The organism is Hymenobacter nivis (assembly GCF_003149515.1).
GTDB classification, from domain to species: domain Bacteria; phylum Bacteroidota; class Bacteroidia; order Cytophagales; family Hymenobacteraceae; genus Hymenobacter; species Hymenobacter nivis.
Genome location: NZ_CP029145.1, coordinates 3,065,038 through 3,076,673, shown reverse-complemented (window position 1 = coordinate 3,076,673; position 11,636 = coordinate 3,065,038). Strand labels below are relative to the sequence as shown.

General features: G+C 63.9%; 7 protein-coding genes and 1 pseudogene. 6 read left to right on the top strand and 2 right to left on the bottom strand.

Translation table 11 applies throughout. The features are described 5' to 3' along the window. Positions 1-68: 68 nt before the first annotated feature. Positions 69-932, bottom strand: coding sequence for a LytR/AlgR family response regulator transcription factor (locus DDQ68_RS13630; RefSeq protein WP_109656788.1), 864 nt, complete (start codon positions 930-932; stop codon positions 69-71). A gap of 255 nt (positions 933-1,187) precedes the next feature. On the opposite strand from DDQ68_RS13630, the pseudogene DDQ68_RS23940 reads away from it, so the two are divergent. The 4 genes and pseudogenes from DDQ68_RS23940 to DDQ68_RS13610 all read left to right on the top strand — a co-directional run. Further along, positions 1,188-1,343 (top strand): annotated as a pseudogene (locus DDQ68_RS23940) (Sec-independent protein translocase subunit TatA/TatB); the annotation flags it as partial. Positions 1,344-1,710: 367 nt separating this feature from the next. Then, a complete protein-coding gene (locus DDQ68_RS24440; RefSeq protein WP_109656786.1) occupies positions 1,711-2,157 on the top strand; it encodes a Sec-independent protein translocase subunit TatA/TatB in 447 nt (148 codons plus the stop codon). A 26-nt stretch (positions 2,158-2,183) separates the two neighbouring features. Continuing rightward, positions 2,184-3,614 carry an Asp-tRNA(Asn)/Glu-tRNA(Gln) amidotransferase subunit GatA gene (gene gatA, locus DDQ68_RS13615; protein WP_109656785.1) on the top strand — a complete coding sequence of 477 codons (1,431 nt, stop codon included), beginning with the start codon at positions 2,184-2,186 and terminating at the stop codon, positions 3,612-3,614. Positions 3,615-3,741: 127 nt separating this feature from the next. Beyond that, entirely contained in the window at positions 3,742-5,901 is a 2,160-nt protein-coding gene (locus tag DDQ68_RS13610) for a LysM peptidoglycan-binding domain-containing protein (RefSeq protein WP_109656784.1), read from the top strand. A gap of 1 nt (position 5,902) precedes the next feature. Here DDQ68_RS13610 and DDQ68_RS13605 read toward each other — a convergent pair whose 3' ends face one another. Further along, entirely contained in the window at positions 5,903-6,835 is a 933-nt protein-coding gene (locus DDQ68_RS13605; protein WP_211320150.1) for a restriction endonuclease, read from the bottom strand. 42 nt (positions 6,836-6,877) lie between these two features. Between DDQ68_RS13605 and DDQ68_RS13600 the strand changes: the two genes are divergently transcribed. Continuing rightward, positions 6,878-9,148: an NADP-dependent malic enzyme gene (locus DDQ68_RS13600; RefSeq protein ID WP_211320149.1), complete on the top strand. Its 2,271-nt coding sequence runs from the start codon at positions 6,878-6,880 to the stop codon at positions 9,146-9,148. A gap of 75 nt (positions 9,149-9,223) precedes the next feature. Beyond that, complete coding sequence (locus DDQ68_RS13595) at positions 9,224-11,035, top strand: DUF885 domain-containing protein (protein ID WP_109656782.1); 1,812 nt, start codon at positions 9,224-9,226, stop codon at positions 11,033-11,035. Positions 11,036-11,636 lie beyond the last annotated feature (601 nt).

Genomic DNA, 11,636 nt, shown 5'->3' with positions numbered 1-11,636 from the left:
GCGGCCCCTCGCCAATTCGTTCAATGGGTCGATTTACTCGGTAAATCCGGGCTGGTAGTAGCCGGCGGCTACAGCACCTGGAGGCGGGCTAGCAGCGCCGCCCGGTAGGAGTTGCCCACGGGCACGGCCGTAGGGGGCCGGCCAGGGGCCCCCGGGCCGGCATCAAGCAGCACGGTGTCGCCTTCGAAGGCCAGCAGGCGGTCGAGGCGGATGATGTATTTGCGGTGGATGCGGGCAAAGTCGGCGGTGGGCAGGCGGGCTTCCATGTCTTTCATGGTGCCGTACACGGTGAAGCGTTCCCGCACGGTGTACAGGTTCACGTAGTCGCCCAGCGCCTCGAAGTGCGTCACATCGGCAGGCAGCACGCGCAGTAGGCGGGTATCCTGCTTCACGAACAGCTCGGGCCGCTGCGCCGGCTCGGCCGCCCCGGCCACCCGAAACGCCGCCGCCAACTGCTGCTGCTGCCCGGCCAGGGCCTGCTGGGCCAGGCCCTGGGCCACATAGTCGGTGGCCCGGCGGGCCAGGCAAGCCAGGGCTTCGCGCTGGTTGTCGGCGAGCGTTAGGGGGTACGGGGCCCCCGCGCCCAGCACGCCCAGCACTTCGCCCCCGGGGCCCCGCAGCACCACGCCCGCGCAAAAGTGCGTGTGCGATAAGTTGGTAGCCGGCTCGTCGAGGCCTGCCGCCGCAGGTTCCGCCCGCAGCAGGGTCCGGCAGAACTTATCCAGTTCGGGCGTGGCGGCCGGCCAGCCGTGCCGGGCCTGTACGGCCAGGGCGCCGGGCCCGGCCAGCGCCACCAGCGCCTGTGGCACGCCACAGGCCACGGCCGCCAGGTGCACCAAATCGGCGAAGAACTGGGGCGGGGCAGTTGCCAGCACGTCGGCGCCGCCGGCTACGGGCGGCTGAATCAGTTCCTGATTCGGATAAACGGTCATGAACGGAATAAAATATAAACCAGCGGGAGAAGGCGGGCATTAATAAAAAACAAACTACGTTACTAAATCAGTGCTGTATTTAATAATCCGATCAAGGGGCCCCAGCGCCCGGCCAACTTCCCATCCGGCCCCACCAAATTATTGGGGGCTGCGCCGCACAACCGCAGGCGATGCGGTACCTTTGCCATCCAGCCGGGCCCGGACTGCGTATAGCGTTCTACTCAACCCTCTACCGGGCCAAGCGGCCCTTCTCCTATGCTTAATTCCTTGTTTCTGCTCGGTATTCCCAACGGCGGCGAGCTGCTGTTGATCGTTTTCGTGATTGTGCTACTGTTCGGGGCCAAGCGCATCCCGGAGCTGTTCAAAGGCCTGGGGTCGGGGGTGCGTGAATTTAAGGACGCGACCAAGGAAACCCCGCCCGCGTACCGCGACCAGGCGCCGTATCCGCAGGACAACAGCGGGCAGAACTATCCGCCCCAGGGGTATCCCCAGCAGCCCAACGGCTACCAGCCCCAGTATCCGCAGCAAGGCTACCCCCAGCAGGGCTATCCGCAGCAGGGCTATCCGCAGCAGGGCTACCCGCAGCAAAACGGCTACCCGCAGCAGCAAAACGGCTACCAGCAGCCGCCCAACGGCTACCAGCCCCAGTACCCGCAGCCCGACCAGCCCGGCTACCAGCAGCCTACCCCGCCGGCCCGCAACCCCAACGACCCCAGCCAGCAGCTGAGCTAGGGCCCCATGCCTGGTTATTCATTCGCTATAATCTTAATTAAAACCCATGCAACAGCCCCTTTTATTTCTCGGTGACATCGGCGGCTCCGAGCTGATCCTCATCATGGTCGTCATCCTCGTGTTCTTCGGGGCCAACAAAATCCCGGAACTAGCCCGGGGCTTGGGCAAGGGCATCCGCGAGTTTAAGGATGCCAGCAGCGAAATCCGCAACGAGTTCGAGCGCGCCGGCCAGCAGCCCCAGCCGCCGTACAACCCCAATCCGAACTACAACCCGAACCCCGGCTACAACCCCAACCCCGGCTACAACCCCAATTTCCCGCCGCAGAATGGGGCCCCGCACGACCCCTACGCCGCCCAGCCCGCCCAAGGCTACGAGCCGCACCCGGTAGCCGAGGCCCCCGCCGAGCAGCCCTACGTGGCCCCCGTGCTGCCGCCCAACCTGGCCCCCGAGGGCACCCAGCCCCGGCAGCCCTACAGCCCGCCCAGCGTTTAAGTACCCCTCAAATAATTGCGAGTAGTTTGAAGCGTTTCAGTTCTCTTTCGGCAATTCAGCGCGAGCTGACGGCGGGCACCACGTCCTGCCGTCAGCTCGTTGACTATTACCTCGGTAACATCGAGCGGCAGCAGCACCTCAACGCCTTCCTGGAAGTGTGGCCCGACGAGGCCCGCGCCCAAGCCGATGCCGTGGACGCCAAGCGCGCCGCCGGTACCGCCGGGCCCCTGGCCGGCATGGTCATTGGCCTGAAAGACGTGCTAGCTTACGCTGGCCATTCGCTGCAAAGTAGCAGCCGGATGCTCGACGGCTTCAAGTCGCTCTTCACTGGCACGGCCGTGCAGCGCCTGCTCGACGCCGACGCCATCCTCATCGGCCGCCAGAATTGCGACGAGTTCGCCATGGGCGGCTCCAACGAAAGCTCATACTTCGGCCCGGCCCGCAACGCCGCCGACCCCAACCGGGTGCCCGGCGGCTCGTCTGGCGGCTCGGCCGTGGCCGTGCAGGCCGATATGTGCTTGGCGTCCATCGGCTCCGATACCGGCGGCTCAGTGCGCCAGCCCGCAGCCTTTTGCGGCGTTATTGGTCTGAAACCTACCTACTCGCGCATTTCGCGCTACGGGCTGGTAGCCTTTGCCTCGTCGTTCGACCAGATAGGGCCCCTGACCCGCTCAGTGGAAGACGCCGCACTGCTGCTGGAGGTGATGGCGGGCCCCGACGGTATGGACAGCACCGCCAGCCAGCGCGAAGTGCCCGCCTATAGCCAGCTGCTGGCCCCAGCCGGCCACTACCGCATCGGCTACATCGCCGATGCCATCGATAACGAGGGTCTGAACCCCGAAATCAAAGCCGCCCTCGAAGGCCAACTGGACCGCCTGCGTGGCCTGGGCCACGTAGTGGAGCCGGTCGATTTCCATTACCTCGACGTGATGATTCCGACCTACTACATCCTCACCACGGCCGAAGCCAGCTCCAACCTCAGCCGTTTCGACGGCGTGAAGTACGGCTACCGGGCCCCCGACGTGACGGATTTGGAGTCGCTCTACAAGAAGAGCCGGTCGCAGGGCTTCGGCCCGGAGGTGCAGCGGCGCATTATCCTTGGCACGTTTGTGCTCAGCGCCAACTACTACGACGCCTACTACACCAAGGCCCAGCGCGTGCGCCGCCTCATCAAGGAAAAGACCGACGAATTGCTGCGCCAATACGACTTTCTGGTGCTGCCTACCACGCCCACCACGGCCTTCCGCATCGGCGAAAAGCAGGACCCGGTGAGCATGTACCTGGCCGATATTTTCACGGTGCAGGCCTCGCTGGCGGGCGTGCCGGCCATTTCGGTGCCCATGGGCGAAGATGCCGAAGGAATGCCGATGGGCCTGCAAGTGATGGCCGGGGCCTTCCGCGAAGCCGAGCTGCTGGCCTTTGCTACCGAGCTGGTGCCGGCCGAAGCCGAAGCGTAACCGCGCCGCTGGGTTTCCGTATTGACGAAGATTCCGGCCGGTAGCTGAACACGTTGTGTGTACCGGATGAAGTAATACTTTAGGAAAAACGCTGGGATTTACAGGGTTTTTCTATACCTTCGGCAATATGAAGCAAGGACGTACCCTGGCGTTTCGGCCCGGCCGCCTGTGGCGGCGGCTGGCGCTGGCCCTGCCTTTGGCCGCCCCCGTGGCCGCTGGGGCCCAGCAGCTACCGCCCCTCTCCGCCGATACCACGAAGGTGCCGGTGTTGCTGCTGCCCGACTCGCTGGCTATGCTGTCCGTCGTGCCCGTCGACTCGGTGCGGCTTGCCTGGCTGCAAACCCCGCCCACCGTGCGCGACCTCGTGGGCGACCGGATGAGCTGCATCGAAACCGATGCCCCGCACCAGTTCAACAACGCGGTGATGGCCTACATCACCCTGTTTACGGTGCGCAAGCGCGACTACACGCAGCGGGTGCTGGAGCGCGAAAACCTGTACTTCCCACTGTTCGAGAAATACCTGGCGCAGTACCACCTGCCTACCGATCTCAAGTACCTGGCCGTGGTGGAGTCGTCGCTGATTCCCACGGCCAAATCGCAGGTAGGGGCCACCGGGCTCTGGCAGTTCATGGGGCCTACAGCCGGCGACCTGCGCCTGCGCCGCGACGAGTGGGTGGACGAGCGCATGGCCCCCGAAAAAGCCACCGAAGCCGCCTGCAAGCACCTGCGCTACCTCTACGGCGTATTTCACGATTGGGAGCTGGTGCTGGCCGCCTACAACTGGGGCGCGGGCAACGTGCAGCGGGTGATGCGCCGCACCGGCAAAAAAACCTTCTGGGACCTGTACCCGAACTTGCCCGCCGAAACGCGCAACTACGTGCCCACCTTCACGGCCGTGATGTACAGCATGAAGTATGCCCAGCAGCACGGCCTGCACTCCGACAAGCTGGCCTACCAGCGCGCCGAGGCCCTGGATACGCTGGGCCTGCGCGGCCAGGCTTTCGACCTGCACCGCCTGAGCGTGGCCTGCGGCTATGCGGACTCAACCTACCTCATTCGCTACAACCCCGAGCTGTTCCGGGCCGGGCTGCCGGCCGGCTACCGGCCCTACGTGGTGCGCTACCCGGCCACGGCCCGTGCTGCTTTCGGCGGGGCCGACCGGGCCACGCTGCTGGCCTTTTGCCAGCCGCTGGCTGCGCTGCCCCAGCCACTAGCCTTCCTGCCGCCGCGCCTCGACGGCGTGGAGCCCTGGAACCGTCCCGCCCCGCTGCTGGCCGATGCGACTGCTGACGATAACGCCGTGCCGCGCGTCCGGCGGGTACGCCACGTGGTGCGCCGGGGCGAAACCGTGGCCGGCCTGGCCGAGCGGTTCGACGTGAGCCCCGCCCAATTCCGCCGCTGGAACGAGCTGACCAAGAAGCAGCTGCTGAAGCCAGGCCGCACCGTGGTGGTATTGGTGCCGCTGCCCGCCGCGCGGCCGCCGGTAGTGGTAGCGGCCGTCGCCGTGCCCGCCCCGCGCCCCGCCCGCGCCCTGCCCTCGGTGGAGCAAGTAGCAGCCCGCCAGGCCCTAGCCGCCGCTAATGCCCAGGAAGTGGCCCGCGTGGCCGCCGTGGCTGCGCAGGAGCAGCAGCAAGCCGTACGCCTGGCCAAGGTACGCCAGCGGCAGGAGGCTGTTCAGCATGCCCAGGCCCGGATTGCCGCTGTGCAGGCCGCCGCGTTGGCTAAAACCACGGCCGCGCTGGCCGGGCGCAAGCCCGCCGAGCCGGTGGTGCTAGCGTCCGCTTCGGTCGAAACTGCCGCTACTGAAACCCTCTTGGCTAATAACGAAGCGGCCCCTAGGGGCCCTGCGGAAGTAGCCGCAGTTCCCGCGCCCAAGCTGCGCCGGGCCCCGGCGGAGGCTGCCGCCCGGCCGCGGGACACGGCCGCCGAAGTGGAGCCAACGCCCACGGCTACTGCCAGCTACGTAGTGCGGCGGGGCGACAACCTGACCAAACTGGCCCAGGCGCGCGGCGTGAGCGTGGCCCAGCTCGTGGCCTGGAACCACCTCGACGCTGAAACCGTGGAAGCCGGCCAGCGCCTGCGCTTCGGGGCGCCGGCAGGGGCCCCGGCAAAGGCCGCGCCCGCGCCCCTCGCCGCAGTACCCAAGACGCATAGGGTGCAGCCCGGCGATACGCTCTACAACATTTCGCGCCGCTTTGGGGTGAGCGTGGCGGTGTTGCGGCGCCTCAACCACCTCACCTCCGACGACGTGAAGCTGGGGCAAAAGCTGCTAGTGCCACAGGGCTGACTTACTCGTCGCGACCCAAAAAATAGATGGGGTGAAGGGGTAATAGGGTTTTCTCCTCGTCGTTGAGCTTTTTATAAAACTCTTGCCACAGCGCCACAAAATCGTTGAGGTCAATTAGCCGGATATGCACGTCGGCTGACCGGGCGAACGACTCGGCGTCGCCGGTGAAGCGGCCAGAAGTTACAAAAAGGCCTACTTCACCTTCGCGGCTGATAATGCCCTTCAAACTACTGATGTCATCCACGGGCACGGCCGCCATCGGCTTGTGTTTGACCTGCACTTTGATTCTAGGTGCAGTGGTGCCCAGGGGGTCTTGGTAGGCCATTATATCAATGCCACCGTCTTTACCCCGGGGTGCTACGAATGGGGTGTAATAACCCATTGCCCGCAGTAAGGCCGCCACAAGGTCTTGAAACTCATAAGCGTTTTTGGCCGCAATAAACTCTGTGATGCCTACCAGAGCTTCGTCCTCCAAGTCTGTCAGGCTTTTTTTGAATTGCTCAGCCGCCACGGTAGGGATTTCTTCCGTTGCCTTGCCGGGTTTATTATCAGCCGCCCATTTACGGTACGCGGCGGTTGCGGCATTGAACAGCTTAATCGGGCCTTGCTGCATAGCTTTCTCGCCCTCGGTCGTCAGGTACCAAGCGCCCTTGTTTTTGCGCAAAAAACCTGCTTTCACGCTATCAACCGAGTAGAAAGAGAAAATAGCTTCCCAGCGCAGATAACCGGTCTTAGCGGAAACTTCGGTTTCCCAGTCCGAAAAATTCAGGCGGTTGCGCAAGCGCTCACGCACCTCGCGCCCAGCCAATTCACCCCCGGCTTCCTTAAGAACTTTAAAGCTTTCATAAATTACCTTGACAGCTGTTTGCTTTGATTTAGCCATCTGAGAAACGTCGTCCGAATGATTCATGAAGCCGTGGGTATGAGCGAACAAGGAAAACCAAAGCTACTTTCGTTATCCGATTCGCTCCAACCCATGCTGAAAATCAACAAGCAGGATGCCCTCAACTACCACTCGCAGAGCCCCGCGGGCAAAATTGAGGTGGTGCCCACCAAGCCCGTTAGCACCCAGCTCGATTTGGCACTGGCCTACTCGCCGGGCGTAGCCGAGCCCTGCCTGGCCATCGCCGCCAACCCCGACGACGTGTACAAGTACACGGCCAAGGGTAACCTAGTGGCCGTCATCAGCAACGGCACGGCGGTGCTGGGGCTGGGCAACATCGGGCCCGCCGCCAGCAAGCCGGTGATGGAGGGCAAGGGCGTGCTGTTCAAGAAGTTTGCCGGCCTGGATTGTTTTGATATTGAGATTGACGCCACCGACCCCGACGAGTTCATCCGCATCGTGAAGGCGCTGGAGCCCACCTTCGGCGGCATCAACCTGGAGGATATTAAGGCCCCCGAGTGCTTCCAGATTGAGACGGCCCTGCGCGAGCAGATGAACATCCCGCTGATGCACGACGACCAGCACGGCACGGCCATCATCACGGCGGCGGCGCTGCTGAACGCGCTGGCGCTGGTGGGCAAAAAGATTGACGAAATCCAGCTGGTGGTGAGCGGGGCGGGGGCGGCGGCCGTGTCGTGTCTGCGCCTGTACCTGGCCCTGGGCCTGAAAAAGGAGAACGTAGTGGTGTTCGACAAGGACGGCCTCATCCACGTAGGGCGCACCAACCTGGCGCCCATCCAGATGCAGTTCGCCACCACGCGCCGGCTCAACAACCTGGGCGAGGCCCTGGTGGGGGCCGATATGTTCCTGGGCCTGTCGGCGGCCAACGTGCTGCCGGCTGAGTACCTGCTCGCAATGGCCGCCGACCCCATCGTGTTTGCCCTGGCCAACCCCAACCCGGAAATCGAGTACGACCTGGCCATGGGCACCCGGCCCGACCTCATCATGGCCACCGGCCGGAGCGACCACCCCAACCAGGTGAACAACGTGCTCGGCTTCCCCTACATTTTCCGGGGGGCGATGGACGTGCGGGCCACCGAAATCAACGAAGCCATGAAGCTGGCCGCCGTGCACGCCTTGGCCGAGCTGAGCCGCGAGCCCGTGCCCGACATGGTGAACCGCGCCTACGGCGACAACACGCTGGCCTTCGGCCGCAGCTACCTCATTCCCAAGCCGCTGGACCCGCGCCTCATCACCACCGTGAGCCCGGCGGTGGCGCGGGCAGCGATGGAAAGCGGGGTGGCCCGCCTGCCCATTACCGACTGGGTGGCCTACGGCGAGCAGCTCCACGCCCGCCTCGGCGGCAACCAGAAGCTGATGAACCGCATCACGAGCGCCGCCAAGTCGGGGCCCAAGCGGGTGGTGTTTGCCGAAGGCGACAACTACAAAGTGCTGAAGGCGGCCCAGATTTTGCGCGACGAAGGCATTGCCCGGCCCATCGTGCTGGGCCCCCAGGAGAAGATTGAGGAAATTGCCCGCGCCAACAACATCGACCTGGAGGGCTGCGAAATCGTCAACATTCTTAAAGAGGATGAGCGCCGCGCTGAGTTTGCCCAGCTGCTGTACCAGAAGCGCCAGCGCCGCGGCATGACGCTCTACGAAGGCCGCCGCCTGATGCGTGAGCGCAACTACTACGCCGCCATGATGGTAGAAACCGGCCTGGCCGATGCCTGCATCACCGGCCTCACCAAGGACTACGGCAAGAGCATCATCCCGGCCCTGCAAGTCATTGGCACCGAGGACGGGGTGAAGCGCGTGTCGTCGATGTACATCATTCAGCACAAGCGGGGGCCCTATTTCTTCGCCGATACCACGGTGAACATCGACCCCACCGCCGAGCAAATGGTGGAGATAATTGGCCTCACGGCCCGGGCCGTGCGCTTCTTCGACAACGAGCCGCGCATCGCCGTCGTCTCCTACTCCAACTTCGGCTCGAACGCCGGGGCCCTGCCCGAAAAAACCCGCCGCGCCACCGAGCTGGCCAAAGCCCGCTACCCCGACCTGCTCCTCGACGGCGAGATGCAGGCCAACGTGGCCCTGAGCCCGGGCTTGCTACAGGAGCACTACAGCTTCAGCCCGCTGGCCGAAAAAGGCGCCAACACCCTTGTGTTCCCCAACGTGGAATCGGGCAACATCGCCTACAAAGTGCTCCAGGAAATCGGTGGCGCCGAACTCATCGGCCCGGTGCTGATGGGGATGCGCAAGCCGGTGCACATCCTCCAGCTGGGCGCCTCGGTGCGCGACATTGTGAACATCGCCGCCATTGCCGTGGTCGATGCGCAGTCGAGCGGTAAGGGCATGTAGGTAGGGCCCCGGGGCTATATCCAGGAAAGGGTAAAAACAATCCTGGATATAGCCATATCCTGTTTATTTTGCGGTATGAAAAAGATTATCCTCCGCACCCTGGCTGCGCTGTTGCTGGTGCTGATTGTGTTGGTCATCAACACCATTTGGTTCAAGCCCTTTTTCATTCGGGCCTTTTATGAGCGGGTGTTCGCGCAGATTGCCTTCGACTCGCCCGAGTTGTTGTCGCGGCTGCGGCTAGTGGAAGGCGTGGGCATTCAGGGCCACAACCGCAAGCTGGACGATGCCTCGGAGGCCGAAACTACCCGGCAGCTGGCCCGCCTGCGCGACGACCTAACTACCCTGCACCGCTACGACACCACCGGGATGCGCGGCCAGGACCGCCTCAATTACCGGGTGCTTGATTGGTACATGACCAACGCGGCGGACGGTGCGGCTTTCCGCTACGACAATTACCCCGTCAGCCAAATGTTCGGGGTGCAGAACGAGTTTCCCGGCTTCATGGCCAACGTGCACCAGGTGCACAACCGCCGCGATGCCGACTACTACAACGAGCGGCTGGCGGCGGTGAAAGTGAAATTTGCGCAGGTGCTGGAGGGCCTGAAAGTACGGGAGCAGCACGGCGTGGTACCGCCTACGTTCGTCATTGACAAGGTATTAGCCGAGATGTCGGGCCTCGTGGCGCAGCCGCCCGCGCAAAGCATCCTGTACACCTCCTTTGCGGAAAAGCTCAAAAAGGCCGACGGGCTGGATGCGGCGGCCCAAACCGAACTGCTGGCTGAAACCCAGCGTCAGATTACGGGTAGCGTGTACCCGGCCTACCGGCAGCTGATAGCCTACTTCGCGGCCCTGCGCCCGCGCTCTACCACTGACGCGGGGGTGTGGAAATTTCCCGACGGCAAGGCGTACTACGCTTACTGCCTGCGCAGCAACACCACGACCAATCTCAGCGCCGCCCAGATTCACGCCATCGGCCTGAGCGAAGTGGCGCGCATCACGGCCGAAATGCGGGCCATTCTGCAAGCCCAAAAGGTGCCCGGGGCCGACAGCGTGGGCCCCACCCTGGCCCGCCTCGGCGAAGAGCCGCGCTTCCTGTACCCCGACACCGACGCGGGCCGGGCACAGATTCTGGCCGATTACCAAACCATCCTCACCGAAGTAGACGGGGGCCTGAGCGGCGCCTTCCGCACCCGGCCCAAGGCCAAGTTGGACGTGCGCCGCGTGCCGGTGTTCAAGGAAAAAACGTCGGCCGGGGCGTACTACGAGCCGGGGGCCCTCGACGGCTCGCGCCCCGGTACGTTCTACGCCAACCTTTACGATGTGAAGGCCACCCCCAAGTTTGGCATGCGCACGCTGGCCTACCACGAAGGCATTCCGGGCCACCACTTCCAAATCGGTGTGGCGCAGGAGTTGAAGGGGCTGCCTACATTTCGCACCCTGGTGCCCTTCACCGCTTATGTCGAAGGCTGGGCCCTCTACGCCGAGCGGCTGGCTGCGGAGCTGGGCTTTGAGAAAGACCCATATGACCGGCTGGGTGGTCTGCGCGCCGAGCTGTTCCGGGCCACTCGCCTGGTAGTCGACACGGGTCTCCACGACCAGCGCTGGACGCGCGAGCAGGCCATTCGGTACATGCGCCAGACCACGGGCATGGCCGTCTCCGACGTGGAGGCCGAAGTGGAGCGCTACATCGTGATGCCCGGCCAGGCCTGCGCCTACAAAATGGGGATGCTGAAGATTCTGGAGCTGCGCGAGCGCGCCAAGCAGCAGCTGGGGCCCAAATTCGACCTGCGCGACTTCCACGACGTGGTGCTGAAAAACGGGGCCCTGCCGCTGGAAATCCTGGAGCAAGTCGTGAACGACTACATCGCCGCCAAGAAGGTGGCCTGACCGGCGGCGTCGGACTCATCGGCCCGGTGCTGATGGGCCTGCGCAAGTCGTTTAGGATTGACAAAGCCAACAACGCCACCGTCACCAAGTCCGTTAAAGCCATTGTATTTGCATCGGTAAAAACGAAGGACCGAACCTCTGGCCCCGGCCCTTTGCCAACTACCGGAGTAAGAAAGCGAGCAGCAAAGCCCAGAGGGCTTTACCTATCCCACTCGCAAACCCCAATAAGACGCTTTTTTCAACATCCCATTTGACTCGAAGTAAGGAGGTTGCACTAAAACCCCCGCACTTCTGAAACCCCGGCGTATCCTAACGTTGGGGTTTCTCTTTTCAGAGGAACCCATAGGCTGGGGGACAAACCAAACGCGCTTGCGGCAAAGGTGGCCGGGCGGCTGGCTGCCGAACAAGGGCCCCGGGTTCGTGCACCGCTGGTTTGGCCGCCGCCGCCGCCGGAGCTACTCGAAGCAGCGGTTTGGCAGTTTCTGGCCGGAACCGGTGGGTGGTTGGACGAGGCCGGCGCGGGCTGCCCTGCGCCGGGGCCCCACGCATCGGACTTTCGCATGAAAGTTTAGTAAATTTGGACAGTAAAAACCCCCTCGCG